Origin of the sequence: Paracoccus kondratievae, from assembly GCF_009301415.1 — a bacterium.
GTDB classification, from domain to species: Bacteria; Pseudomonadota; Alphaproteobacteria; order Rhodobacterales; family Rhodobacteraceae; genus Paracoccus; species Paracoccus kondratievae.
The window spans coordinates 506,648-532,699 of record NZ_CP045073.1 but is presented as its reverse complement, the minus strand read 5'-3'; the positions used below and the strand labels follow the sequence as shown (position 1 = coordinate 532,699).

Sequence of the window (26,052 nt, the reverse complement as noted above, 5' to 3'; positions counted from 1 at the left end):
CCATGTCCACGGTGACCAAACCCGATACTCGCCGTCTTGATTTCGGTGATCTCATGCATCGCTATGGAACCTTCGTGATCCTGATCGTGCTGCTTGCGGTTGCCAGTATGCTTTCGGATGTGTTCCTGACCCAGCGCAACCTGATGAACGTCCTGCGGCAGGTGGCGGCGACCGGGCTGATGGCCGTCGGAATGCTGTTTGTCATCCTGACCCGGGGCATCGACCTGTCTGTCGGTTCGGTTTCGGCGCTGGGCAGCGTGGTTTCCGCCGTCCTTGTCCAGCAGATGGCACCGGGGCTTGCGATCGGGGCAACGGTTGTCGTCGGCGCGGCCTGCGGGCTGGTTTCCGGCCTGCTGGTGGCCTTTCTGCGCCTGCCGGCGTTTGTGACAACGCTTGCCGTGATGACCATTGCGCGCGGGGCCGCGTTCATCGCCTCATCCGGCCAACCCATCAGGATGGGAGAGGCGGGGCAAACCATCACCGCCTTTGGCACGGGTTTTGTCGCGGGAGTTCCCTATCCCGTGTTGCTGATGCTGGCGGTTTTCGTCATTGCTGGGCTGGTGCTGACCTATACCCGGTTCGGCCGGCTGGTTAAGGCCATCGGCTCAAACCGTGATGCGGTTCGCTTGTCCGGGATCTCGGTCTCGCGCTATGAGGTCGCGGTCTATGTCATCTCGGGCATTCTGGCTGCTGCTGCGGGGATCATCTCGTCCAGCCGCACCGGGATCGGCTCGGCCAATATCGGGGTCGGCGCTGAACTTGACGCCATTGCGGCGGTGGTGATCGGCGGCGCAAGCCTGATGGGCGGGCGTGGCAGTGCTCTGAACACCTTTGTTGGCGTGTTCATCCTTGGCATCATCGCGAACCTGATGAACCTTGCCAATGTGCCTGGCTATCACCAGCAGGTCTTTATGGGCGTCATCATCATCGGGGCGATGCTGCTGCAATACGGCTCTTCCTTCTTTCGCCGCTGATTTCGGAGAATACATCCATGTATCTTGAACGTTTCCGACTGGACGGCCGTGTTGCCGTTGTCACCGGCGCAGCCCGAGGCATCGGATTGGCAATCAGCGAGGCGCTGGCCGAGGCCGGGGCAACCGTGATCCTGACCGATATGGATGGCAAGGCAGCCGAGGTCGCAGCGGCAAAGATCACCGGAACCGGCGCCCGGGCCCAGGCTGCCGCACTGGACGTGACCGATGTCGCGGCGGTCGAGGCCCTGGCGGCGGATGTGGTCGCACGACACGGCAGGGTCGATATCCTGGTGAACAACGCAGGTATCGCCATTTCGAACAAGCCGGCCGAGGACATGACGGATGAGGTCTGGGCCAAGGTCATCGACGTGAACCTGAACGGGGTTTTCTGGTGTTGCCGCGCCTTTGGCCGCGCAATGCTGGAACAGGGGACGGGCAGCATCGTCAACGTTGGCTCGATGTCGGGCTTTATCGTCAATCGCCCGCAAGAGCAGGCGAACTACAATGCCTCGAAAGCTGGTGTCCACCATCTGACCCGTTCGCTTGCTGCCGAATGGGGCGGGCGGGGGGTGCGGGTCAACGCGGTCGCGCCCACCTATATCGAGACCGAGATGAACGCCTATGTCTATGATGACCCCGAGATGCATCGGCATTGGATCGGCGGCACTCCCATGGGCCGGATGGGCCGTCCCGACGAGGTTGCCTCGGTCGTGCTGTTTCTTGCGGGTGATGCGGCAAGTCTGATGACCGGTTCCATCGTTTTGGCGGATGGCGGTTATGTCTGCTGGTAAGATCATGCCTGCCGGTATGCGCTTTCCCGGTCGTTACCTTCAGGGACCGGGTGCGCTTTCACGTCTGGGTGCGGAAATTCAGGGCCTGGCGCCGGGGTCATCTGCGCTGGTTCTTGTGGATGGGGGCGTGCATGGGCTGATCGCGGGCGAACTTGCCTCTGCATTGGACAAGACCGACGCGCTGGTCCTGCGCCATGGCGGCGAATGCAGCGAAACCGCCATTGCTGCGGCAGCCGGGGCTGCGCGCGACAAGGGTGCTGGCGTGCTGGTTGGCATCGGCGGGGGCAAGGCGCTGGATACTGCCAAGGCTGCGGCGCATGAGGCTGGCTTGCCGGTCATCGTCGTGCCGACCATCGCGGCGTCAGATGCACCGTGCAGCGCCCTTGCGGTCGTCTATCATGATGATGGAACGGTGGCTCATGACCGCTTTCTGCCCCGTAACCCTGATCTGGTGCTGGTCGACACGGGGCTGATCGCCCGTGCGCCTGCAAGATTTCTGGCGGCGGGCATCGGTGACGCACTTGCGACCTTTTATGAAGCCGAGGCTTGCAGGCGCAGCGGGGCGGCGAATTGCCTTGGCATGCCCGGCCTGCCGCTGGCCTATGAAATCGCCCGCTTTTGCCGCGACACGATTTTTGAACATGGTGCTGCAGCTTTGGCCGAATGTGATGCCGATACCGCAGGCCCGGCGATCGAGCGGGTGGTTGAGGCGAATATCCTGTTGTCCGGGATCGGGTTTGAATCCGGCGGCGTCGCTGCTGCCCATGCCATTCATCATGGGCTGACAGAAATTGATGCGGTCCATGGCCATCTGCATGGCGAAAAGGTTGCCATTGGGGTTCTGGCGGGCCTGTTGATTCAGGGGGATGAGGCCGAATTCGCCCGCGTGCGCGATTTTTGCGCCAAGGTCCGCCTGCCAGTACGACTGGGCGATATCGGGCTTGTCGCGGCAAGCGATGATGATCTTTTCCGTATTGCCGAACGGGCTTGCCGCCCCGGAGAAATCATTCACAACGAGCCGATGCCCGTCACTTCGCCGATGGTCGTTGCTGCTCTGGCACGGCTGAGATGACGTCCAAGGCGTTCATACCTGAGGGAACCTGCCATGCGTGACCTGTATCTTGCCATTGACGTCGGCACCGGCAGCCTGCGGGCGGCGCTGGTCGAGCGTCGTGGTACGATCCTTGCCATGAGCAGCCGCGAGCATGAACAGATCGTGCCGCAGTTCGGCTGGTCCGAGCAGCGCCCGGCGGATTGGTGGGCAGGCACGGTCGAGGCGATCCGTGACGTGCTGACCCGGGTCGAGAACGCGCCGGCCCGTGTCTCGGCGATCTGCGCCTGCGGACAGATGCACGGGACGGTTCTGATCGACGCGGACGGTCAGCTTACGCGTGAGACGGTGCCGCTGTGGAACGACAAGCGCACGCTGGCTGACGTCGGGGATTTTGCTGCCCGCCACGCCCCGGGGGAATATCTTGCGCGGACGGCCAACCCGCCAAGCCCGGCCTGGCCTGCTTTCAAACTGCGCTGGCTTGCGGCCCATGACCCGGCGGCCATGGCGGCCACCCGGACCGTTCTGATGCCCAAGGACTGGATCAACTTCAAGCTGACCGGCGTTCGCGCACAGGACCGCACCGAAGGGTCGATGAGCTTTCTGATGGACGCTGCGACCCGCGACTGGTCCGGCGAACTGCTGACTCTGGCCGGGATTTCGCGCGATCTGCTGCCGCCGCTTCGTGATCCGGTCGAGGTGCTGGGCGGGTTGACGCCGCAGGCCGCCGCGCGGCTGGGCCTTGCCGAAGGGCTGCCAGTTCTGGTCGGAGGCGGTGATTATCCCGTTGCCCTGCTTGGGTCGGGCGTCATGGCGCCCGGCATGGCTTCGGATGTCACGGGGACCTCGACGATTGTGACGCTGTTGCACGACGCCCCGGTCATCGACCCCGAGGTCTCGAATGTCGCGACGGTCGAGGGAAATTGGGGCAGCCTGACCCTGCTTGATGCGGGTGGTGATGCGATGAGATGGGCACGGCGCGCCTTTCACGAAAATCGCCGTAGCTATGCCGAGATTGCCGATGCTGCACGGCACGCTTTGCCGGGTTCCGGCAAGCTGTTCTTTTTGCCCTATCTGTCGGGGGAACGCTTTGGCGAATACCGCAATTCGCGCGCGCAATTCTTTGGATTGACCGCCGCGCATGGACTGCCCGAATTGCATCGGGCCGTGCTGGAGGGCGTGGCCTTTTCCGTGCGCCTCAGGCTTGGGGCGCTTCAGGTGCAGGGCCGGCGCCCCGAGCGGTTCGTTGCGGCCAGCGGCGGTGCAAAATCCGACCTTTGGCTGCGGATCAAGGCCAGCATGTATCGCGTCCCCTATCTGGTCCCGCGCGAGCTGGAATGCGGCGTCATCGGGGCTGCTGCGATGATGGCGGTCGCTGTCGGCGATGCGCCGGATCTGGCCGAGGCAGTCCGGCGTATGGTGGTCTTTGATCGTGAAATCCTGCCCGAACCGGAATGGGCGGATTGCTATGACAGGATGATGCCGATCTATGAAAAGCTCTACGCCGCTGCGCAGCCGTTTTACGCTGAACTGGATGCGCTGATATGAGGGCGGTTCTGTGGGATCTCGACGGGACGCTGGTCGATAGTGAGCCTGCTCACGAACTGGCCTTTGATGCGGCGATTGCCGAGCTGGGCCTGTCGGTACCGGCAGAGTTTCACGACCGGCTTTTGGGTGCGAGCGAGGACCGCGTGCATGAAGCTTTGGTGGCTCAAACCGCCATCACGCTGGATCGTGCAGGCTGGCGCGCGGTGAAATGGCGGCATTACCGCGAGACGGCGGACCGGATCACGAGGCTGTCGCAGGCGGATCTGTTGGCACCGCTGGCCAATGCCGGTCGGGACATGGCCCTTGTCTCGAATTCGACGCGTGCCGAGGTTGAACATAATCTGTCGGTCGCCGGCCTTGCCCGCTATTTTCCGGTGACGGTCAGCCGTGACGATGTTCGCCGCGGCAAACCCGATCCCGAAGGCTATCTGCTGGCCGCAGAGCGCCTTGGGGTTCCGCCAGCCGACTGCGTCGTCGTTGAGGACAGTCCCACGGGTGCTGCCGCCGGTCTGGCAGCCGGAATGACGACGATTTTTTGTCCGCAGATTCCCACGTTAAAGCCGCCTGCGGGGGCGTTGATCGCCAGCCCTGGCAAACTTGCGGGCTTGTTCGGACGGCTGGGTCTGCTGCCGCAGGAATGACGAACCGATCCCGGCCTTTAAGGCCGCGCCTCGGTGTAGATGGTGAAAACTCAGAGGAGGAGTGACGTTATGGGTTATCAGGAGGTCTTCGGCACTACCTTTGCCGGCAAGACCGTTTTGCTGTCCGGCGGCACTGGTGGTATCGGCCTTGCCCTGGCCAAGGGGTTTGCCGATTGCGGTGCAACGGTGATTGCGACCGGGGGCTCGGAAAAGCGGCTAGCCGGGGCGCAAGCCCAGGCAAGGCCGAACCTGTCCTTTGAGCGGCTGGATGTCCGGGACCATGACGCGGTTCGGGCGCGGTTTGAAAAGCTGGGCGAGCTGGATGTTCTGGTCAACTGTCAGGGTGTCGCGCGTCCCGGCGATGAATGGGACGAGGAAACTTTTCTCGCAGTCATGGACATCAACCTGAACAGCGCGATGCGGCTTGCGCGGGCGGCCTATCCCGGCCTGAAGGCCCGGCGCGGCAATATCATCAATGTTGCGTCAATGTTGTCCTATCTCGCGGATCCGACGGTCCCGTCCTATACCGCCTCCAAGACGGGGATCGTCGGGTTGACCCGTGCGCTTGCCCACCAATGGGGTGCCGACGGCATCCGCGTCAACGCCATTGCGCCCGGATACCACAAGACCGAGATGACCAAGCCGCTGTGGTCCGAACCCGAGGCCGCAGACCGCATCGCGCAGCGCGCGGCGGCCAAGCGGTGGGGCACTGTCGAGGATCTGGTTGGCCCCACGCTGTTTCTGGCCTCTGACGCGGCTGGTTTTGTTACCGGGGCGGTTCTGCCCGTCGACGGTGGTTACCACACCGGCTGATTTGTCCCGCCTCTGAAGCAAACCGGTACGGGCAAGGGTGCGGTTGCGCATTTTGCCCGCTGCCTTCGCACGCCTGTCCAACAGTGGAGATGAATAATGAAACCCATCCTTTCAACCGTGGCTTTTCTTGGCCTTTGCGCCGCTTTTGCTGCCTCCGCAGGTGCCGCCGAGATCAGTGCCTGCCTGATCACCAAGACCGACAGCAACCCCTTTTTCGCAAAGATGCGTGAAGGGGCGGTCGCACGCGCCAAAGAAGTCGGGATCGAGCTGAAAACCTTTGCCGGCAAATATGACGGCGATCATGAGGCGCAGGTCGCGGCAATCGAAACCTGCATGTTCGAAGGTGTAAAGGGAATCCTGATGTCGCCCAACGACAGTGCGGCCATCGTCCCTCTGGTCGAACAGGCAAGGAATGCGGGGATCCTTTTCATCACGCTGGATTCACCGCTTGATCCTGTTGATGCGGCGGATGCGACCTTTGGGACCGATAACTTCAAGGCGGGCGAACTGATCGGCAAATGGGCGGCAGCCCAACTGGGCGACAAGGCTGCCGAGGCACGGATCGGTTTTCTGGATCTGAACGCAAGTCAGGTCGCAGTGGATTACCAGCGCGATCAGGGGTTCATGTCCGGCTTTGGTATCGACGTCAAGGATCCCAGGGTGATCGGGGATGAGGATGACAGTCGTATCATCGGCCATGCCTATACCGACGGTGCCGAAGAGGGTGGCCGCAAGGCGATGGAAACCATCCTGCAAATCAATCCGGACGTGAACGTTGTCCATACGATCAACGAACCGGCTGCGGCGGGCGCCTATGAGGCTTTGGTTGCGGCTGGTCGTGAAAAAGATGTGCTGCTGGTTTCGGTGGACGGGGGCTGTCCGGGCGTCAAGAACATTGCCGAAGGCATTATCGGCGCGACAGCGCAGCAATATCCGATGCGCATGGCGCAAATGGGTATCGATGCGATCAAGGAATATGCCGAAACCGGGAAAAAGCCTGAACTGGAGCCCGGGAAAGACTTTTTTGACACCGGCACGACCCTGATTACCGACAAGCCGGTCGAGGGGCTGGAGTCGATCGACTCTGCCGAAGGCGCCAAGCTCTGCTGGGGCTAAGCTCATCGGGCAAAGAGGCCGCTGCTGCCTCTTTGCCTTTCAGAAGCACCTGGGAGACTATTCATGACATCTACAGAAAAGTCGGTCTCGGCCGACAGCTTCCGGCACGGGGGCGGGCGCTCGATGCTGGATCGCGTTCAGCATGCGCTGCATACCAACCCTTCGCTGGTGCCGCTGCTGGTCCTTGTCGTTTCGGTCCTGGTCTTTGGCATCCTGATCGGGCCGAGGTTCTTTTCCCCGCTCGCGCTGACGCTGATCCTGCAACAGGTCGCCATTGTCGGGATCGTCGGCGCGGCGCAAAGCCTTGTCATCATCACCGCGGGAATCGACCTGAGTGTTGGGGCGATCATGGTGCTAAGCTCGGTTATCATGGGGCAGTTCACGTTCCGCTATGGCCTGCCGCCGGGTCTGTCGATCCTGTGCGGGCTTTCGGCGGGTGCGCTGTTTGGTGCGATCAACGGGCTGCTCGTGTCGATCATGCGGCTGCCGCCGTTCATCGTGACACTGGGCATGTGGCAGATCCTGATGGCGGCGAATTTCCTGTATTCCCGCAATGAAACGATCCGGGCGCAGGATATCGCGGCAGAAGCACCGCTGCTGCATCTCTTTGCCGCGAAACAGAACATCGCCGGGACCGATTTCACCCTTGGCACCATCTTCATGCTGGCGCTGGTGCTGTTTCTGGCCTTTGTGCTGCGCCATACGGCCTGGGGACGGCATGTCTATGCCGTGGGCGACGATCCGGGCGCGGCCGAGCTTTCCGGGGTGAATGTGCGGGGCACGCTGATCTCGGTCTATGCAGTGGCGGGGCTGATCTGCGCTCTTGCCGGGTGGGTGATGATCGGGCGGATAGGGTCTGTCTCACCCAATGTTGGTCAGCTGACGAACATCGAAAGCATTACCGCTGTCGTCATCGGGGGGATTTCGCTTTTCGGGGGGCGTGGCTCGATCATGGGCACCCTGTTCGGCGGCCTGATCGTCGGGGTCTTTACCCTTGGCCTGCGCCTGCTCGGGGCTGACGCGCAATGGACCTATCTGATGATTGGCGTGCTGATCATCGTGGCGGTCGGGGTCGATCAGTGGATCAGAAAGGTAACATCATGACCCAACCAATTCTGCAGGCCCGTGGGCTGGTCAAGCGTTACGGCCATGTCGTCGCGATGGATGGTGCTGATTTCGACCTGTATCCTGGCGAGATTCTTGCCGTGATCGGCGATAACGGTGCCGGAAAATCCTCGCTCATCAAGGCCTTGTCCGGCGCGGTTCGGCCCGACGCGGGCGAAATCCGGTTTCAGGGCCAACCGGTTCAGTTCAACTCGACCAAAGAGGCGCAGCGCGCGGGGATCGAAACGGTTTATCAAACGCTTGCCATGTCTCCGGCCCTGTCGATCACCGACAATATGTTCATGGGGCGCGAGTTGCGCAGACCGGGTTTCGCCGGATCGGTGTTGCGGATGCTCGACTGGGGGCGGATGCGCGCATTCGCTCGTGAAAAGCTGAATGAGCTGGGCTTGATGACCATCCAGAACATCAATCAGCCGGTCGAGACCCTGTCCGGCGGTCAGCGACAGGGCATCGCCGTGGCAAGGGCTGCGGCCTTCGGGTCCCGGGTCATCATCCTTGACGAACCGACCGCTGCGCTGGGAGTCAAGGAGTCACAGCGCGTTCTGGACCTGATTGCCGAGCTGAAGGCCAGGGGGCTGTCGATTGTCCTGATCTCGCACAATATGCCGCATGTGTTCGAGATCGCGGACCGCATCCACATACACCGGCTGGGAAAGCGGCTTTGCACCGTCAGGCCAAAGAATTGCAGTATGCCCGATGTGGTCGGGCTGATGACGGGGGCGCTTGGTCCGGAAAGCAACCCGGCAGAGGTGGTCGGATGACAAGCCCGGCTTAGCCCCGAAAGGGGGCAGGGTCTGCTTGCCGGTTTGCTGATGCTGGCGGCGGGGGCGGCGACTACATCGCGATCAGGGAGAAGCCATTGCAGAAATCGCCCCGGTTCAGTGCTGTCTTCCTTGCCCCTCGTCGGACACCGAAGGACCCAGGCACGGTGCGGCGGTTGGCAAGACCGGTCCGAAACAGAATGCAGGCGGACACTGGGGCCGTTATCGCGACTTAAGCCACTGGCCGCGAAAGTACGTACCGTGCATGCATCAGGGGCTGATCAATCAGTGCAACAGGGTTTGGCCTAAAGCATGCCCCGGGGACCGGAGCGGTTCGGATACAGAGAGCCGCATTGTCGCGCAGTATGATGGCGAACTGATCGCGCCAGTTTCTGATCTGGTCTTGTCGGTGATCCGGTTCTGTCCGCTCATACCCGCGATGCGCCAGCCGCAGGTCCGGGCAGCCGAATCGATGGATGACGCTGCTGTCGCCGTGCGGCTGGGCTGAGGTAGAGGCTAAATGGTGCCCACCCCGGCAGCTTTACCTTGCTGCCGGCGCCTTCAGCATTTCGCCAAGCCGGCGGATGCCTTCGTCGATTTGCTGGTCGCTGGCGCAAGAGAAGCTTAGTCGCAGCGTGTTGCGCCCCGACCCATCGGCAAAGAACGCGCCCCCCGGCACGAAGGCCACCCGGGCGTCACGGACGGCACGGGCAAGCAGCTCTGCCGCGTCAATCGACGGGTCCAGCGTTACCCAGATGAACATCCCGCCTTCGGGCCGGGTAAAGTGAACATTTGCGGGCATTTCGCGCGCAAGCGCCGCGATCATCCGGTCACGGCGGGCGGAATAGACCGTGCGGAGGCGGTTGACATGTTCGTCAAACAGCGCACGGGCCACGTCATTCGTCGCGATCTGGTTCAGTGTGGGCGAATGCAGGTCGGCAGCCTGTTTCATCAGCACCAGCCGCCCGATCACGTCCTTGGCTGCGCAAACCCAGCCGACGCGCAGGCCGGGCGACAGGGTTTTTGAGAAGGTGCCGCAATAGATGGTGCGGGTCCTTTCGATCCCGCCATTGCGGGCGACATCGAGAGCAAGGATCGGAGGAATTGAATCGCCGTCAAACCGCAGGGACTGATAGGCCGCGTCCTCGATGATCGCGATGCCAAGAGCCTCGGCCTGATCAAGAAGCGCCTCACGCCCTGCCAGGGACAGGGTTTCCCCGGTGGGGTTGGCGAAATCAGGCGAAAGATAGGCGAATTTGATTGCGCCGCCTGCGGCCCCGGCCTGCGCCTTCAGCAGTTCGGGGGACTCGTTGCTGAACGGATCAAGGCGGGCATAGCGCGGCTCATAGGCATTGAACGCACCAAGCGCACCCAGATAGCTGGGCCATGTGACCAGCGCCGTATCATCCGGCGACAGCATAAGCTTTCCTAGGTAATCAAGTGCCTGCTGCGAACCCGAGGTGATAAGGATATTGTCCGCATCGCAAGAGACGCCCAGATCGGCCATGCGCCCGGCGATCCATTCGCGCAAGGGGCGATACCCTTCGGACACCGAATATTGCAATGCGACCTTGGCCTGTCCGGGCTGCATGGCGGTGGCAAGGGCCTTGGAAAACGCCTCGGCGGGGAAAAGCTCGGGGTCGGGAATGCCACCGGCAAAGGAAATGATGTCGGGCTGGTCCAGCAGCTTGAGCAATTCACGGATTTCGGACGCCTTCATCCGGGCGTTCCGCGTCGCAAACACATCAGACCATTGCATTGATTCCACACTCCCGGCCACAAAATCTCCCGATAACTGCGCCTCTGCGCAGGTGAATGCAATGGGGGGTGTCGGGAAGGTTATGTCACGTTTCCGAGCTTGATTTCATAGGCTGTGCGGACGACCGTTATCACGTGGTGCAGAACAGACGAGGGGTTGTCTGTGCGCCAGACCAGCTCCCAATCCTGCGTCAGAGTCAGGTCTTCAAGCCGCGTCAGCGAGACATTGGGCGGGACATGCACATCCATCGGCATGATGGCGCAACCCATACCCGCCGCCACAAGCGACAGCATCATTGAGCCATTGGCGGCCAGTGTAGCGGGTTGTGGCACAAAGCCTGCCTCGTGAAAGGCATGGATAACCCAATCGTGCCATAATGGCGCAACATGGCGCGGCAGCCAGACGAAATCGCGACCTATGAGGTCCTTTAGTCGTTTCGGCTGGCCTTCGGGCCAGCGCCAGTCGCTGGGATAGCCGATGCCAAGCCCTGCGGAATAAATGGGTATGCCGGCCAGTTCGGGGTCGTTTGGCGGACGAAACAGCGTCAGGCCGGCATCCAGGCGACCTTTTCGCAGCAAAGGCAACTGCGCTTCGGACAGCAGGTGGCTGAAGGTCATCGATACATCGGGCAGTGCGTCACGCAGCGAACGCAACAGCTCGCTGATTTGGGCCGGGATGATCTGCATGACGGGCAGGGCCAGCGACAGGGTCCCAAGCTCGCCCCGTCCGGCGCGGATCGCATTCTGGCGCGCCTGTTCAAAATCGCTGAGCAGGCGCACAGCGTCGCGCTGAAGTTGCAGCCCGGCATCCGTCAGCGTCACTCCCCGGGCCGTGCGGGTGAACAGCTGAGTGCCAAGATCCGTCTCCAGCTCCTGGATCTGCCGGGTCAGGGCGGGTTGAGCGACGCGGATCGACTGCGCGGCGGCGGTGATGCTGCCGCATTCCACGACTGACAGGAAATATCGCAACTGTCTCAGCTTCGTTGCCATATCCGTTCAGCATGGATGCGATCTTTATAAGGTATTTCTGGGTATGAAACCAGATGGTTAGCATTACGCCTGGTCACCTCTGACGGGCGTCTTTGCTGTGGTCCGGCTTTGTAAGAGGTCTGCCAGAATTCTGTTCCTGCTGCGGCAGGCAATCGCGCTGATCGCGCAGGAGGAGAAGCGGATGAATATTCTTGCAGGGGCTCGGGCTCAGCATGACTACATGATTGCTATCCGGCGACGTCTGCACGCCAACCCCGAACTATCCTTGCAAGAGGAAAAGACCTCGCAGCTGATCGCCACAGAGCTGGAGGGGATCGGCATCCCCTATGTCCGGGTCGGGGATTACGGGCTGGTTGCGACGATCAGCGGCGCGCGGGCCGAGCCGATGGTCGCCCTGCGTGCTGATATGGACGCGCTGCCGATCCATGAGGCGAATAGCCATCTGGATTATATCTCGACCGTGCCCGGCGTCATGCACGCCTGTGGCCATGATGGACATGTCGCCATGCTGCTGGCTGCGGCGCGCATCCTTTGGGCCAATCGCGATGCGCTGCAGGGTTCGGTAAAGCTTTGCTTCCAGCAGGCCGAAGAGGTCGGAATGGGCACCGCCGAAATCAAGGCCGAGCTGGCCCGATTCCCCATTCAGTCCATCTTTGGGATTCACCTTTGGTCAGAGCTTGAGACCGGCAAGATCTCGGTCGAGGCGGGATCAAGGATGGCTTCCGGGAAAAAGCTGTCGATCAGGGTCAAGGGGCGCGGCACCCATGGCGCCTATCCCAATCGCGGCGTTGATCCGATCATCGCCGCGGCTGCGATCGTGATGAACTGCGCCACCATCACCAGCCGTGAGATCGACCCGCTTGCCCCGGTTTCGCTAAGCTTTGGCAAAATCGCCGGTGGCGAAAGCGCGAATATCATCCCCGAAGAAGTGATGATCGAGGGGACCTTGCGCACCACCTCGCCCCGGATTCAGGCTGAGATGGTGCAGGCGGTCGAGCGTATGGCCATTACCGCGGCCGAGACCTTTCGGGCGACGGCGACGGTTGAATGGGGTTTGGGTTGCGGGATTGTTGAGAACCATCCCACCTTCAGCCGCATTGCCGAACAGGCGGTCCGCAATCTGGGCCTGTCCTCGTCAATGACCAAGTTCAACACGCTGATGGCGTCTGAAAATTTTGCCGATTACCTCGACAGCTATCCCGGGGTTTTTGCTTTTATCGGCATCCGAGATCCCTCTTTGGGCTCAGACTTTCCGCATCATCATCCGAATTTCAATATCGACGAAAACTCACTGGTTCTGGGTGCGGCGCTGCATGCGCAATACGCGATCGAATGCCTCTCGGGCGGCAAAGGGTTAATTAATGAGTGATGCGGTCATCATCGAAAAGCGCGGGTTTCTGAGTGCGGTCGAGCGTATCGGCAACAAGATCCCCCATCCTCTGGCGATATTTCTGGGCATTATCGCGCTGGTACTGCTGCTTTCGGCGCTTTTGTCATGGGCGGGTGTCACCGCCACCCACCCCCAGTCAGGAGAGGTGATCGCTGTCCGCAGCATGCTGACAATCGACAGTATTCTGACCTGGATGAGCAGGCTGACGGCGAACCTGCAAAACTTTCCGGTGTTGGCAGTGGTCATCGTGATGGCCGCCGTAACCGGTATTGCCGAACAGGTCGGCTTCTTTACCGTCGCGATTAAGCAATCTCTGCGCAATGTCCGCGGCATTTATGTCGTCTTTGCCATCGCCTGCATCGCTGCCATCGGCAATGTGGCGGGGGATGTGTCCTTTGCCATCATTCCGGCCCTTTCGGCTAGCGTCTTTCTGGGCATGGGCCGGCACCCGCTGGTCGGCCTGTTTCTTGGCTATGCCGTGGTCGGAGGCGCCTTTGGCGTCAGCGTTATCCCGGGCGGTTTCGATGTGATCCTGACCCCGATCAGCGTTCAGTCGGCGCATCTTTATGATGAGAGCTTTGACATGAACATTCTGAACGGCTATTACCTGCTCGCGACCAGCACCATCGTCGTTGCTGCCATCGCCACCTTCGTGACGGTGGTCTTTGTCGAGCCGCGCTTTGGAAAATACGAAGGCGAACTGGCGGGGACGCCGGATATCGTGGTCACGGATGTCGAGCGCCGGGCGCTGCGGCGCAGCTATCTGGCGGTTGGGTTGTTCCTTTTGGCCGTCATCGTCGCAGCGATTCCGCAAAACAGCTTTCTGCGTTCGCCCTCGGGTTCGCTGGTGGTCGATGCACCGCTGATGTGACTGATCTTTCCGTTGCTGCTGATGGTCTTTTTCCTGGCCGGGACGGTGTTCGGGGTTGGCACCGGCAAGATCGGCAACCTAAGCGATCTTGCGCGGCTGATGACCGAGGCGGTCAAGACGGTCTCTCCCTTTATTGTCATCGCCATCGTGGTCAGCCAGTTCCTGTATCTTTTCAATGAATCGAACCTGGGCGCGGTACTGGCCATTCGGGGCGGGCAGGCACTGACCCAGCTGGCGGTGCCGGTTGTGGCTGTCCTAATACTGTTCTTTCTGCTGGAAGCGGTTGCGGACATGTTTATCATCAGCGGTTCGGCGCGTTATCTGGTCTTTGCGCCGGTCTTTGTTCCAATGATGATGCAGCTTGGTGTCCATCCGGCGCTGACGCAGGCGATCCACCGTATGGGAGGCAGTGTCGCCAACCCGCTGACTCCGCTGAACGCCTTTTTTCCTGTGCTGCTGGGATTGGCGCAGAAATATGACCGCAATGTGGGGATGGGGACAATCTTCAGCGCGATCATCCCCTATAGCATCGCCTATTCGCTGGGATATCTGATCCTGATCGTCCTGTGGTATTTTCTGGATCTGCCGGTCGGGTTCGGCACTCCCGTCAGCTATCCGTAAAGGATCGGCGCGCAGTTTGCGCTGGGCTAGGCCCCGCGCACCTCTGCGATCATCGACCTGAGCTCGTCCAGGGATTGCTGGCCGAACGCGCCGAAGTCCCCGGCGATGTAGGTGGGTGTTCCGGACAGCCCCATGTTTTCGGCCAGAATCCAGGAATGCTCGATCTGGCGGGCGATATTGATGTCCTCCATGTCGCGGCGCAGCTCACCCATGTTGAGGCCGACCGAGCTGGCGGTGGCGATGGCGCTTTTGTCATCCGCCGGACCTTTGATGCGCATCAGGCTGGTGTGGAACTGCCAGAACTTTCCCTGTCGCAGCGAGGCGAGTGAGACTTTTGCACAATAAAGTGATCCGGCACCAAAGACTGGCCATTCCCGCAGCACCACCCGCAACTGCTGATCCTCAAGGATCAGCCGGTGCAGGTCAGCGACCGAAGCGCGGCAATATGGGCAGTTATAATCAAAGAACTCGGTCAGCGTCACATCACCAGAGGGATTGCCCAGAACTGCGCCCAGCTTTTCATGTTCAAGCGCCTGACGCAGCCCGTCAGGCATGGGATTTTCCTGTGCAGAGGCAGGGATGCCGGTGATGATGACGGCTCCTGTCGCAAGGCCGGTCTGCAGGAATTCGCGCCGGTTGCGAGAGGGGAGTGTTCTGTCTGGCATGGGCCTGTCCTTCTGCGATCTGGAGCGCATTGATAGGCGGCGGGCCTTAACCAAGCCTTAAGCGCAGAACTGTTCGCGCCTGATCACCCTTAAGCTGGTGTTAAGCTTTCTCGCCCATTCGGGCGCGGGATCCGATACCCCGAACGACTGGAGCGTGAAATATGAATCAACCTTGCCACCAACCCCCGCATGATCCGCGCCGCAAAACGGCGACTGTGGATGGCACAGCAAGCAGACGTGCGTTTCTGGGCGGGCTGATCGCCGGAGGGCTGGCGCTGCCGCGGCTTGCATCGGCTCAGGCCATTGATCCGACGACGGGGCAGGCCGTTTATGGCTCGGCGGCTGCCGGGCAGGCGCCGGATGTGGGCGTCTATCAGATCGACCCGACCAAAGACAGCCGCCGCAACCTGTCTTCGTTCCGCAATCGGCATTGGAGCGAGTTCTACCCCTCGCTTGGCAAGGGGGTCATTCTGGCGGACATCTCATCGCGTGCGCTGCATTACTGGTCGGGCGACGGGAACACCTATCTGCTGTTCCCCTCTTCGATCCCGGTGTCGGAAGAGCTGACCAAGCGCGGCCGGACCGAGGTGGTGCGCAAGGCCGAGAACCCGACCTGGACGCCAACCCCCAGTATGCGTCAACGCGATCCCAGTCTGCCGCAGCGGGTCGAAGGCGGGGCGCCGGACAATCCCTTGGGGGTCTATGCCCTGTATCTGTCCTGGCCGGCCTATCTGATTCACGGCACCCATGATACGCGCAAGATTGGCCGTAAATCCTCAAGCGGTTGCTACGGGCTTTATAACGAACATATCGCAAGGCTTTACCCGCTGGTCGAGATCGGCACGCAGGTCACCATCTTCTGAGCCTGCGCAGCGGGCGACCCCCAAATGTGATCAGGTGGTGCGGGGTGCGGCGGGCAGGATCAGTTCTGCCCGCTCTCCGCCATTGTGGCGCGGGGACAGGCGCAGCTCACCCCCCATCGTCCGGACCGCGGCGGCAACGATCGAAAGGCCCAGCCCGCTGCCCCCGCCCGAGGGGCTGGACGCACCGCGATAAAAGCGTTCGATGACATGAGGGCGGTCTGCCTCGGCAATACCGGGGCCGCGGTCCAGCACCGCAAAGCGTACAGTGTCGCCGTCCCGCAATAGCCGTGCCTCGACGCACGCGCCTTTGGGCGAGGCGAGGATTGCATTTTCCAGCAGGTTACGCAGTGCCGGTGCCAGCAGGGCTGCCTGCGTGGTGCGCCACTGGGTTTCTCCGGTCTCAAGCCGCAGGGTGACGCCGCGCGATTGCGCCAGAATCACCAGCGCATCGGCGACATCGGCAAGGATGCGCGCGCCTTCTTGCGGGGGTGCGCCGCTGTCGATGGCGTTCTCGGCCGCTGTCATATCAAGCAGTTGGCGCACCATCCGGTCAGTGCGGTCCACCCCGCGCGCGATCTGCCCCAGCGCCCGATCCCGGGTTGCCGTGTCCGGGGCCATTGCGGCGACTTGCGCCTGCGTTTTCAGCCCGGCCAGCGGGGTTTTCAGTTCATGCGCGGCAAAGGCGGTAAAGCTGCGCTCGCGCTCGCGCAGCCCCTCGACGCGCTGGAACAGGCCGTTCAGTGCCTCGATCATCGGGCGCAGCTCCGAGGCTGTATCGACCTGACGCAGCGGGCTTAAATCGGTCGCCGGACGGCGCGACAGCGCCTGAGTCAGCCGGTCAAGCGGCGCCAGCCCGCCGCGCACCGCCAGCCAGATCAGTACCGCCAGCAGCGGCAGGATCAGCAGGGCGGGTGCGAGCAGTCCCATCGCGACGTCATGCACCAGCCGTTCACGTATCGAGTGTGCATCGCCCACCATGACGCGCACGCCCATCTCGCGGTCCACATGGGTATAGACGCGCCAGACCTCGCCGTCGGCCTCGCGCTCGCTGAACCCTTCCTGCCGGGCAAGCTGGCCCGATGGCGCGCCGTCGGATTCGCTTTTCAGTTGGCCGTCAAAGCCCCAGACCTGACAGATCAGCTGTCGGGCATAATCATGCGGTCCGGTGCCTGCCAGGGCCGGTGCTTCGTCGACCAGCATAGCTGCATCGGGGGCGGCGATGCCGCCGTTGCGACGGATCAGCGAGGCGACCATGCGGGCCGATTCCTGCAGGCGGCGGTCCAGAACATGGCCGACCTCGACCCGCGTCGAATGCTGAATCCAGCCCATCGCAGATAGCCAGATGATGCCGGTGGCGACCAGCAGGATCACGAACAGCCGTTTGCGGATCGAGTTCATGCCCCACCGTCCTGTTCGCCGGGCTTGCCCAGCCGATAGCCTGCCCCGCGGACCGTTTCGATGAACGAGGGGCCAAGCTTGGCGCGCAGCTTGTGGATATGGACCTCGACCGTGTTGCTCTCTACTTCGGCCTGCCAGCCATAGAGCCGCTCTTCCAGCACCGATTTGGCAAGGATCGCGCCGGGGTGTTCGATCAGCGCCTGAAGAATGGTGAACTCGCGGCGCGAAAAGGGGATATCCGTACCGTCGCGCCTGCCCTGCATGGTGGCCGGGTCCAGCTGCAACCCGTTCCATTCGATCACTGCCGCCGCCCGGCCCTCTTGCCGGCGCAGCATGGCGCGCAGGCGGGCGGCGAGTTCCGCAAGGTCAAAGGGCTTGCCAAGGTAATCGTCCGCCCCTGCATCAAGGCCTTGTACCCGGTCGCGTACCTGATCGCGCGCCGTCAGCAGCAGGATTGGCAGGCGCGACCCCGCGGCGCGCAGCTCGGCCAACAGGTCCAGACCCGAACCATCGGGCAGCATGATGTCCAGCACCATGCCGGCAAAGCCGCCACCCGTCAGCGCGGCGCGGGCATCACCCAGTGTTCCGACCGCATCGGCGGTGAATCCGGACAGGCCCAGGCCGACGCTTAACCCGTCTGCAAGGGCCGGATCGTCCTCGACAATCAAGAGGCGCATGGTTTTCCCCGCAATTCGTGACGATCACGCTATCGTTGATAAAGCTTAAGGTGGGCTTAAGGTCGCGTCTTTAGCCAGAGCCCATGATAACGAGATTGTTCCCCGCACTTGTGGCGCTGCTGATCGCGGTCCTTGCCGCCAGCGCCTCCACTGCCCAGTCACACAAGGCACCTTTGCCGCCGCATGAGGCCTTTGCCCTTTCCGTCAGCCACGATGGAGAAACAGGGCTTTCGCTGAACTGGCGCATCGCCGAGGGGTATTATCTTTACCGCAGCGAATTTTCTGCCGAGGCGGGCGGCCAGAGCCTGCCGCTTTCTTTGCCCGGGGGCGAGGTTCACGATGACCCCTATTTCGGCACGGGCCAGATCTATCGCGACGCGGTCTCGGTCCGGCTTGAAAGGATGGATCGGCCGGTGACCCTGCGTTGGCAGGGCTGTCAGCAGGATGGTATCTGCTATGCGCCACAAACCGCGCGGCTGGACGCTACGGGCAAGCTGATGGCAGGCGATGCCCAAGCAGGCGCGGGGTGGAGGCCGCAGGCCGCTGGCCCCGGGCTGCGGCTGACGCTGGCGCAGGATCAGGGGCTGGTGCAGGGGCTTGCCCTGCGCGGCGGGGGTGCATTGGTCATCGCGGCTTTTCTGGGCTTCGGCTTGCTGCTGGCCTTTACCCCTTGTGTCTTTCCTATGCTGCCCATCGTCGCGGGCATGCTCGCCGCGCAGGGTGAAAGTCTGACCGCGCGGCGGGGTCTGTTGCTGACCAGCGCCTATGTGCTGGCGATGGCGGTGGCCTTTGGTCTGCTCGGTGTGGCTGCGGCGTGGTCGGGGGCGAACCTGCAACTGGTGCTGCAATCGCCCGCCGCGATCGCTGTCATTGCGGTGCTATTCGTGGTGCTGGCCCTGTCGATGTTCGGCTTTTACGAATTGCGCCTGCCGCAGGCGCTGTTATCCCGCCTTGGCCGGGCCGGGAGCCGTCGCGGCTCGGTCGGGGGGGCTATGGTGCTGGGCCTTACCTCGGCGTTGATCATTGGCCCCTGCGTGACCGCGCCGCTGGCCGGGGCGCTGATCTATATCGCCCAGACCGGAGATGTCATTTTAGGGGCTGGGGCGCTGTTTGCGCTGGGGCTGGGACAGGGGCTGCCGCTGCTTGCTATCGGGCTTTTTGGTCCGCGCATCCTGCCCCGCAGCGGTGGCTGGATGGAGGGCGCGAGACGCGCCTTTGGCGTGATCTTTCTGGGCTTTGCGATCTGGCTGGCGGGGCGGGTGCTGCCGGGTCCGGCGACGCTGGCGCTTTGGTCGGCCCTGCTGGTCGGGATGGCGGTCTTTCTGGGTGCGCTGGACCGGCTTGAATGCGATACGACGCGTACGCGGCGGCTTGGCGCGGCTATGGGGGTGCTATTGCTTTTCGCCGGGTTGGTTCAGGGTTTTGGTGCGGCGCTGGGGGCCGGTGATCCCCTGGGCCCGCTGGCGCCGCTTGCCGGACGGGACGTGCCCGCTCCGACCAAGGCAGGGCCACAATTTGCCGAGGTCTCGACCCGTGACGAGCTTGGCCGTGCCCTGACCGCGGCTCAGGGGCGTCCGGCGCTGGTTTACATTACCGCTGACTGGTGCGTGACATGCCGCGCCATCGAGCGCGGGCCTCTGGCCGATCCCGCCGTTCATGCCGCGCTGGCTGATCTGGCACCGATCCGGCTGGACGTTACCAGCTTTAACGCCGAGGCACAGGCGCTGATGCAGGATCTGGCTGCTGCTGGCCCGCCGACGATGATCTTTCTGGATCCTTCGCGGGCTGAGGCTTCGGGCAGCCGGCTGATCGGCGCGATGGACAGCGCCGCGCTGCTGGCCTCGATTGCGAAGATCGGGCTGTGAATGCGATCTCGATCGGGCCGTTGGTCCTTGACGGCGCACGCTTTGCCGCCGTGGTGGCGTTTGCCCTGTTCTTTGTGCTGGCTGAGGTCGCAGCGCGGGCAAAAGGGCGCGATGCGGTGCGCTGGCCAATTATCGCGGCGCTGGTCTGGGTTCTTGCCGCGCGGGCTGGCTTCGTCCTTGCGAACTGGTCCAGCTTTGCCAGCCATCCGCTGGACGCGTTGAAGCTGTGGCAAGGCGGCTTTCTGCCTGCTGCGGGCTGGGTCGCTGGCGCAGCCCTGCTGCTGTTTATGCTTTTCCGCCGCGTGCACGGCGCGGGTCTGGCGTTGGTTCTGGGCGGAGCGGTCGCCTTTCTGGCGCATCAGGTCGTCATCGCCGCGCTTCCGCGTCCTGTGCTTAGCGTGCCTGATATCCAGTTGCTGACGCTGGATGGAAAGGCGGTGCAGCTTGCCGGGCGCGGCCGCCCGTTGGTGCTGAATCTTTGGGCGACCTGGTGCCCGCCGTGCCGGCGCGAGATGCCGATGATGGTCGATCTGGCCGCGAATAGCCCCGGCATCGATTTCGCCTTTGTCAATCAGGGGGATGACCTGCGCCGGATTGCGGGCTTTCTTGTTGCTGAGGGCCTGCCCGGACAGGGGATGATCAGTGACCCGCAAAGCCGGTTGATGGGAAAGCTGGGTGCTATCGGCCTGCCCTCGACGCTGATCTTTGACGCGCAGGGCAGGCTGGTCGCGTCCCATACGGGTGAGATTTCGCGTGCCGCCCTGACCCGCATGATTGCGCAGGCGGCAATGACCACGCAGCTAAGATAAGGAGACGTTATGAGTATCACCCGGCGCGATATTCTTGCCGCGACCACTGGCCTTGGCATTTCCGGTCTTGCCACAGGGGCGCTTCTTTTGAGCCGCAGACAGGGTGCCAGCGTAAAGCCGACGCCCGATGCGGTGATCGACCAGGCGCTGCACGATCCTGACAACCCGGTGCTGGGCAATCAACAAGGCGCACTGACCGTTGCTGAATATTTCGATTACCAATGCCTTTACTGCAAGATGGGCCATGCCATGCTAAGTCGGGTGGTCCGCGATGAAGGCGATATCCGGCTGGTGATGAAGGACTGGCCGATCCTTGGCGCACCTTCGGTTCTGGCCAGTCAGCTGGTGCTCGGCGCTGTGTCGATGGGTCGCTATCATCAGGCCCATGACGCGCTGATGGCGACCGACGCGCGGCTGTCCCAGGATCAGATCCACGAGGTTTTGAACGCGGCCGGCATTGACCCCGGGACTGCCCTGACTGCCTATCGCGCCGAACGTGATCGGTGGGACGGGCTTTTATCGCGCAACTCGGCGCAGGCGGCGGGGCTGGGCCTTGGCGGCACGCCGGTCTTTGTCATCGGCGGAACGGTCTATCCGGGTGCCATGGACGAAAACCGCCTGCGTCGCGCCATCGCTGAGGCGCGAGGTCAAATCTAAGCTGAAACGCCCGCCACTTTATAAAAAGGAGATCCCATGCAACGCCGAAATCTGATCCTCGCGGGCGCGAGCCTGCTGTCGCTGCCGGTTCTGGGCCGTCCGGCCCTTGCAAAGAAAACGCGTGAGAACCCGATGCCCGAGGATCTGCGCAAGGCGCTTGAGCGTGACCCGACCTCGCCGGTTCTGGGCAATCCGCAGGGGGACATCACCCTGACCGAGTTCTTTGATTATAACTGCCCGTTCTGCCGTAAGATGGTCGATCCGATGCACCGGCTGATCACCTCGGACAAGAACCTGCGGGTCGTCTTTCGTGAATGGCCGGTTTTCGGCGAGGATTCGGAATTTGCCGCGCGCGCCTCTTTGGCTTCATTGCAGCAGGGGAAATACTGGCAGATGCATACCGCGCTGTTTCGCACCAAGGGCCGCGTGACCGAGGTTGCAACCATGCGCGCCGCGCGAGAGGTCGGTCTGGATATCGCCCGGCTTGAACGCGACATGGCTGCCGAACAGATCGAGCGCCATATTTCGATGAGCCATATGCTGGCCGAACATATGGGGCTGGTCGGTACCCCGACTTTTGTTGCGGGCGATGAGGGCGCCTTTGGCCAATACAGCCTCGCCGATCTGCGCGGGCTGGTGGAACGTGCGAGAGAAACCCTGGGGTAGGGTGTCGCCAAGGCTGATGCGCCGCTGACTATCCTGACAGGCAGGGATGCGGCGGCCTGACGGTGGTCGTCCCTGGGTGGGGCGATGATGGTCAGGACTGTCCTTCCTGATCAGCCTCGGCCTCCAGCCGTTCGCGCAGCGTGGCCATGACCCGGTGCGCGGTTCGGATTTCCTCGGCTGACAGGTCCTTTGCCAGCGCATTCACCCGGGGGGTATAGGCGTCGATTGCCGCTTCATAGGCTTGGCGCCCCTTTTCGGTCAGCACCACCAGTTGCGCGCGGCGATGGTGGGGGTTGGGCTGAAACTCGACGAGCCCTTCTTTTTCCAGATCATTCACGATGCGCTGAACGTTCTGACGGTTCGCGCCAAGATCGCGGGCGATCCAGGCCACAGGGCGTGACATTTCTGACAGAACGATTGCGCCCAGAACCTGCCAGCGTGCGCTGGTCAGGCCGAATGGCGCAACCAGCCTGTCCCCCCAGCCAAGCGTCAGGTTGTTCACGCGGAACATGGTCAGGATCAGCCCGGTCAAGGCTTCGCCCTCTGGGATTGCCGCCTTTTGCTGCACTTTCCTCTCCGTGCTTAGGTTGACACCATGGTGTCAAAGATCTAATTGTAATCATAATACCAAATCGACATCATAATTACAATTTTGCTCTGTAAAGGAAAGCGTCATGCCAAAGATCATCCACCCTATCGCCGGATTAGTCGCTTTCCTGACGGTTGCAGGTTTCTGGCTTTCGACAGTGATTTCAGAGCTGTTTTTGGGTTTAGCAGCAGTTGTTGAGGTCAAGACCGCTATTCCATGGGGTTTTTGCTGCTGGTCCCCGCGCTGGCCCTGACCGGAGGGACCGGGTTTTCCTTAATGCGAGGTCGCCGAGGCAGGCTGGCCGACGCAAAGCTGCGGCGCATGCCGATCATTGTCGTGAATGGGTTGTTGCTTTTGATCCCGGCGGCGCTGTTTCTGGCCTTTAAGGCCAAAGCTGATGAGTTTGATGCCTATTTCTACATCGTGCAGGCGATCGAGTTGATTGCAGGGGCGGTGAATATCACCTTGCTTGGGCTCAATCTTCGCGATGGGTTAATGATGAAGGGCCGGTTGCGCCGTCGCAATGTGTAAATTGCGGCGTAACGCATTGGCTCTTTCACAAAGCTCCGTGCAGCTTGCAGGCAGCCAGTCAGGCCAGATGGCAGGCAACGGCCTGGCCGGGGGCAAGCTCGCGCAACGTGGGGACCCGGCTACGGCAGTCGTTGACCGCGATTGGGCAACGCGAGGCAAAGGGGCATCCCGGCGGCAGGTTGACCGGGCTTGGCGGATCGCCTTGCAGCCGTGCCCCGCCGCCGCGGCGCCGATGCTCGGGCGCAAGCGAGGGGGCGGCGGCGATCAGCGCCTGCGTATAGGGATGCCGGGGAGAGGCAAATATCCGCGCAGCCGACGCCTTTTCCACGATCCTGCCCAGATACATCACGGCGATCTCGTCGCAGACATGGCGGACGACGCCAAGATCGTGGCTGATGAACAGATAGGTCAGCCCGGTTTCCCGCTGCAATCGTCGGATCAGGTTCAGCACCTGGGCTTGCACCGCCACATCCAGCGCCGAGACTGGCTCGTCAAAAACGATCAGATCTGGTTTGGTCGCCAGTGCCCGCGCCAGCCCGATGCGCTGGCGCTGCCCGCCCGAGAACTGATGCGGGTACAGCGATTTCAGCTCGGGGCGCAGACCGACCTGAGCCAACAGCTCTTCGACCCGGGCATCGCGCTGGGGTGGCTGAAGCAGACCCAGCAGGTCCATGGGTTGGCGGATGATCCGCCCCACCCGGTCGCGCGGGTTCAGGGATGAGAAGGGGTCTTGAAAGACCATCTGAAAGCGTGGCCGGGCGCGGCGCAGCTCCTGGCCCTCGATGCGGCTGATGGGGATGCCGTCAAGGTCGATCTTGCCGCTGGTGATCGGGGCAAGGCGCATGACCGCCAGCGCCGTCGTGGTCTTGCCCGAGCCGGATTCACCGACGATCCCCAGTGTCTGCCCGCGTGGAATGTCAAAGCTGACGCCGTCGACCGCATGGATCGTGCCGCCACGCCCGGTCGGGAAATGCACCCTGAGGTCGCGGACGGAAAGAAGCTGGCTCATGCGGAAACCTCATTGGCTTGCAGCCGGATGCAGGCGGCCGAGTGGTCCCGGGACATCGCGACATGATGCGGCTGGGCTGCGTTGCAGGCCGGAACTGCCAGCGCGCAGCGCGGTGCAAAGGCGCAGCCCCGGCCAAGATCGGTCAGGGCCGGTACGATGCCCGGGATCTCGGGCAGGTCGGCGTCGGGATCGGCGTCGATGCGCGGAATGCTGGCAAGCAGCCCGCGCGTGTAGGGATGGCCGGGGTTGTCCAGAACCGCATCCGCCGGACCGCGCTCAATGATGCGACCAGCGTACATGACCGCGACCTTGTCCGCCATTTCGGCCACTGCGCCCATGTCATGGGTGATCAGAATGATCGCAGTGCCGGTTTTCTGGCGTAACTCGTCAAGCAGCGCAAAGATTTGCGCCTGCACGGTCACATCCAGCGCCGTCGTCGGTTCATCCGCGATCAGCAGCCTTGGTTCGCAGGACAGCGCCATGGCGATCATCACGCGCTGGCGCATCCCGCCTGACAGCTGGTGCGGATAGGCGCGGGCGCGCAGCTCGGGTTCGGGGATGCCCACGGCGCGCAGCATCTCGACCGCGCGGGCAAGCGCGGCCCTGGGGCTGACCTTTTGATGCAGGCGTACCGCCTCGGCGATCTGCTCACCGCAGGTAAAGACCGGGTTAAGCGAGGTCATGGGCTCTTGAAAGATCATGGCGATATCGCCGCCCCGGATCCGGCGCAGCTCAGATTGCCGCAACCGGGTCAGGTCGCGACCCTGAAACAGGATGCTGCCGCCGACGATCCTGCCCGGGGGTGAGGGGATAAGCCCAAGGATCGACAGCGCGGTCATGCTTTTGCCACAGCCGGATTCGCCGACAATGGCCAAAAGCTCACCAGCGGCGACGCTGAAGGACACGTCATCAAGGACATGGGCCACGCCGCGGCGGGTGACGAAATCGACCTTGAGGTTGCGGATGTCCAGAACGGGTTCGGTCATCATGGCTCAGCGTTCTCTCATCCAGGGGTTGAAGGCGTCGTTCAGCCCGTCTCCGACCAGGCTGATGCCCAGAACGGTCAGAAAGATCATCGTGCCGGGCAGGGTCACCACCCACCACGCGTCCAGCAGATATTCGCGTCCGGTGCCGATCATCAGGCCCCAGGACATGACATTGGGGTCCGACAGGCCAAGAAAGCTAAGCCCTGCCTCGAAAAGGATGGCCATGCCGATGGTCAGAGTGGCCGAAACAATCAGCGGAGGCAAAGCATTAGGCAGGATGACGCGCCAGATGATATTGCCGTCGCCCGCGCCGACCGCGCGCATGGCGCTGACATATTCCAGCGTGCGGATGCGCCGAAACTCGGACCGGGTCAGTCGTGCGGTCTGGGGCCAGCTGACGATGCCGATCGCCAGCGCCACGTTGATAAGTGTCGGCTGAAACAACGTGACCACCACCATGGCAAACAGCAGCGGAGGCAGGACCTGAAAGAACTCGGTGACGCGCATCAGCATGTCATCGACAAAGCCGCCGTAAAAGCCTGCGTAGGCGCCGATCACCACCCCGATCAGCATGGTGATCAGCGCGGCGGAAAAGCCGACGGCCAGCGTGGCGCGACCGCCCTCGATCAGCCCGGCAAGGATGTCGCGGCCAAGGTTGTCGGTGCCAAGCGGAATTGTCGCCTCCTCGCCCGGCGGTGTCAGCGGAGCCCAGACGATTTCGAACGGATCGACCTGATAGAGAAAGGGTCCGGCAACGGTCATCAGGATGACCAGCCCCAGCAGCAACAGGCCAAGCATGGCGGCAGGGCTGCGGCGAAAGATGTCCCAGGCTTCGGCCATAGGGCCGCGGGCTGCTGGAACCGTGGTTCTGGCGGGCGCGGTCATGT

General features: G+C 62.5%; 26 protein-coding genes and 1 pseudogene. 18 read left to right on the top strand and 9 right to left on the bottom strand.

Translation table 11 applies throughout. The features are described 5' to 3' along the window. Positions 1-2 precede the first annotated feature (2 nt). The 9 genes from F8A10_RS13925 (at position 3) to F8A10_RS13885 (ending at position 8,820) form a co-directional block, all read left to right on the top strand. Positions 3-974 (top strand): ABC transporter permease, encoded by a 972-nt coding sequence (locus F8A10_RS13925; protein WP_152367620.1) that lies wholly within the window; start codon positions 3-5, stop codon positions 972-974. Positions 975-991: 17 nt separating this feature from the next. Then, positions 992-1,765, top strand: coding sequence for an SDR family NAD(P)-dependent oxidoreductase (locus F8A10_RS13920; protein ID WP_010394250.1), 774 nt, complete (start codon positions 992-994; stop codon positions 1,763-1,765). Next, positions 1,752-2,837 carry a glycerol dehydrogenase gene (locus F8A10_RS13915; protein WP_152367619.1) on the top strand — a complete coding sequence of 362 codons (1,086 nt, stop codon included), beginning with the start codon at positions 1,752-1,754 and terminating at the stop codon, positions 2,835-2,837. Before F8A10_RS13920 ends, F8A10_RS13915 begins: the two co-directional genes overlap by 14 nt. A gap of 33 nt (positions 2,838-2,870) precedes the next feature. Further along, positions 2,871-4,364 carry a xylulokinase gene (locus tag F8A10_RS13910; protein WP_152367618.1) on the top strand — a complete coding sequence of 498 codons (1,494 nt, stop codon included), beginning with the start codon at positions 2,871-2,873 and terminating at the stop codon, positions 4,362-4,364. Beyond that, positions 4,361-5,005 carry an HAD family hydrolase gene (locus tag F8A10_RS13905; RefSeq protein ID WP_010394260.1) on the top strand — a complete coding sequence of 215 codons (645 nt, stop codon included), beginning with the start codon at positions 4,361-4,363 and terminating at the stop codon, positions 5,003-5,005. The genes F8A10_RS13910 and F8A10_RS13905 overlap by 4 nt, the downstream gene beginning before the upstream one ends. A gap of 69 nt (positions 5,006-5,074) precedes the next feature. Beyond that, positions 5,075-5,818 (top strand): SDR family NAD(P)-dependent oxidoreductase, encoded by a 744-nt coding sequence (locus F8A10_RS13900; protein ID WP_152367617.1) that lies wholly within the window; start codon positions 5,075-5,077, stop codon positions 5,816-5,818. Positions 5,819-5,914: 96 nt separating this feature from the next. Next, positions 5,915-6,934, top strand: coding sequence for a sugar ABC transporter substrate-binding protein (locus F8A10_RS13895; RefSeq protein WP_010394264.1), 1,020 nt, complete (start codon positions 5,915-5,917; stop codon positions 6,932-6,934). 123 nt (positions 6,935-7,057) lie between these two features. Continuing rightward, positions 7,058-8,038, top strand: coding sequence for an ABC transporter permease (locus tag F8A10_RS13890; protein WP_227493529.1), 981 nt, complete (start codon positions 7,058-7,060; stop codon positions 8,036-8,038). After that, complete coding sequence (locus F8A10_RS13885) at positions 8,035-8,820, top strand: ATP-binding cassette domain-containing protein (protein WP_193668291.1); 786 nt, start codon at positions 8,035-8,037, stop codon at positions 8,818-8,820. Before F8A10_RS13890 ends, F8A10_RS13885 begins: the two co-directional genes overlap by 4 nt. Positions 8,821-9,361: 541 nt before the next feature. On the opposite strand, the gene F8A10_RS13880 is transcribed toward F8A10_RS13885, so the two are convergent. After that, positions 9,362-10,579 carry an aminotransferase-like domain-containing protein gene (locus F8A10_RS13880; RefSeq protein ID WP_152367616.1) on the bottom strand — a complete coding sequence of 406 codons (1,218 nt, stop codon included), beginning with the start codon at positions 10,577-10,579 and terminating at the stop codon, positions 9,362-9,364. Positions 10,580-10,659: 80 nt separating this feature from the next. After that, positions 10,660-11,568, bottom strand: coding sequence for a LysR family transcriptional regulator (locus tag F8A10_RS13875; protein ID WP_152367615.1), 909 nt, complete (start codon positions 11,566-11,568; stop codon positions 10,660-10,662). Between the two features lie 181 nt (positions 11,569-11,749). Between F8A10_RS13875 and F8A10_RS13870 the strand changes: the two genes are divergently transcribed. Both F8A10_RS13870 and F8A10_RS13865 read left to right on the top strand, forming a co-directional pair. After that, complete coding sequence (locus F8A10_RS13870; protein ID WP_152367614.1) at positions 11,750-12,937, top strand: amidohydrolase; 1,188 nt, start codon at positions 11,750-11,752, stop codon at positions 12,935-12,937. Further along, positions 12,930-14,450, top strand: a pseudogene (locus F8A10_RS13865) (AbgT family transporter). Before F8A10_RS13870 ends, F8A10_RS13865 begins: the two are co-directional and overlap by 8 nt. Positions 14,451-14,476: 26 nt before the next feature. On the opposite strand, the gene F8A10_RS13860 reads toward F8A10_RS13865, so the two are convergent. Further along, positions 14,477-15,115, bottom strand: coding sequence for a DsbA family protein (locus F8A10_RS13860; RefSeq protein WP_152367613.1), 639 nt, complete (start codon positions 15,113-15,115; stop codon positions 14,477-14,479). Positions 15,116-15,276: 161 nt separating this feature from the next. Between F8A10_RS13860 and F8A10_RS13855 the strand changes: the two genes are divergently transcribed. Continuing rightward, on the top strand, positions 15,277-15,978 hold the full coding sequence (locus F8A10_RS13855) for a L,D-transpeptidase (RefSeq protein WP_176224567.1): 702 nt from the start codon (positions 15,277-15,279) through the stop codon (positions 15,976-15,978). A gap of 30 nt (positions 15,979-16,008) precedes the next feature. On the opposite strand, the gene F8A10_RS13850 is transcribed toward F8A10_RS13855, so the two are convergent. Continuing rightward, positions 16,009-17,376: a sensor histidine kinase gene (locus F8A10_RS13850; RefSeq protein WP_152367612.1), complete on the bottom strand. Its 1,368-nt coding sequence runs from the start codon at positions 17,374-17,376 to the stop codon at positions 16,009-16,011. Further along, the gene (locus tag F8A10_RS13845; protein ID WP_152367611.1) at positions 17,373-18,053 is read right to left on the bottom strand and encodes a response regulator; all 681 of its coding nucleotides are present in this window, start codon (positions 18,051-18,053) and stop codon (positions 17,373-17,375) included. Before F8A10_RS13845 ends, F8A10_RS13850 begins: the two co-directional genes overlap by 4 nt. A 95-nt stretch (positions 18,054-18,148) precedes the next feature. On the opposite strand from F8A10_RS13845, the gene dsbD reads away from it, so the two are divergent. The 4 genes from dsbD to F8A10_RS13825 are packed head-to-tail and all read left to right on the top strand — an operon-like array spanning position 18,149 to position 22,050. Further along, positions 18,149-19,918 (top strand): protein-disulfide reductase DsbD, encoded by a 1,770-nt coding sequence (gene dsbD / locus F8A10_RS13840; RefSeq protein ID WP_152367610.1) that lies wholly within the window; start codon positions 18,149-18,151, stop codon positions 19,916-19,918. After that, positions 19,915-20,727, top strand: a complete 813-nt coding sequence (locus tag F8A10_RS13835) for a TlpA disulfide reductase family protein (RefSeq protein WP_152367609.1) — start codon at positions 19,915-19,917, stop codon at positions 20,725-20,727. The genes dsbD and F8A10_RS13835 overlap by 4 nt, the downstream gene beginning before the upstream one ends. Before the next feature lie 9 nt (positions 20,728-20,736). After that, positions 20,737-21,384: a DsbA family protein gene (locus F8A10_RS13830; protein ID WP_152367608.1), complete on the top strand. Its 648-nt coding sequence runs from the start codon at positions 20,737-20,739 to the stop codon at positions 21,382-21,384. A gap of 36 nt (positions 21,385-21,420) precedes the next feature. After that, on the top strand, positions 21,421-22,050 hold the full coding sequence (locus tag F8A10_RS13825) for a DsbA family protein (RefSeq protein WP_085502688.1): 630 nt from the start codon (positions 21,421-21,423) through the stop codon (positions 22,048-22,050). Positions 22,051-22,141: 91 nt separating this feature from the next. Here the strand turns inward: F8A10_RS13825 and F8A10_RS13820 are convergent, their stop codons facing one another. After that, positions 22,142-22,582, bottom strand: coding sequence for a MarR family winged helix-turn-helix transcriptional regulator (locus F8A10_RS13820; protein ID WP_227493509.1), 441 nt, complete (start codon positions 22,580-22,582; stop codon positions 22,142-22,144). A gap of 142 nt (positions 22,583-22,724) precedes the next feature. Between F8A10_RS13820 and F8A10_RS21455 the strand changes: the two genes are divergently transcribed. Together F8A10_RS21455 and F8A10_RS21450 are read left to right on the top strand one after the other, a co-directional pair. Further along, complete coding sequence (locus tag F8A10_RS21455) at positions 22,725-22,892, top strand: hypothetical protein (RefSeq protein ID WP_227493508.1); 168 nt, start codon at positions 22,725-22,727, stop codon at positions 22,890-22,892. A 68-nt stretch (positions 22,893-22,960) separates the two neighbouring features. Continuing rightward, positions 22,961-23,170, top strand: a complete 210-nt coding sequence (locus F8A10_RS21450) for a hypothetical protein (protein ID WP_227493507.1) — start codon at positions 22,961-22,963, stop codon at positions 23,168-23,170. A gap of 58 nt (positions 23,171-23,228) precedes the next feature. On the opposite strand, the gene F8A10_RS13810 is transcribed toward F8A10_RS21450, so the two are convergent. From F8A10_RS13810 to F8A10_RS13800, 3 genes are read right to left on the bottom strand one after another with little or no spacing between them, the layout of a single operon-like run. Next, positions 23,229-24,179, bottom strand: a complete 951-nt coding sequence (locus F8A10_RS13810) for an ABC transporter ATP-binding protein (RefSeq protein ID WP_085502690.1) — start codon at positions 24,177-24,179, stop codon at positions 23,229-23,231. Then, positions 24,176-25,168 carry an ABC transporter ATP-binding protein gene (locus F8A10_RS13805; protein WP_010394297.1) on the bottom strand — a complete coding sequence of 331 codons (993 nt, stop codon included), beginning with the start codon at positions 25,166-25,168 and terminating at the stop codon, positions 24,176-24,178. The genes F8A10_RS13810 and F8A10_RS13805 overlap by 4 nt, the downstream gene beginning before the upstream one ends. 3 nt (positions 25,169-25,171) lie before the next feature. After that, positions 25,172-26,050 (bottom strand): ABC transporter permease, encoded by an 879-nt coding sequence (locus tag F8A10_RS13800; RefSeq protein ID WP_406611796.1) that lies wholly within the window; start codon positions 26,048-26,050, stop codon positions 25,172-25,174. Between the last annotated feature and the right edge of the window lie 2 nt (positions 26,051-26,052).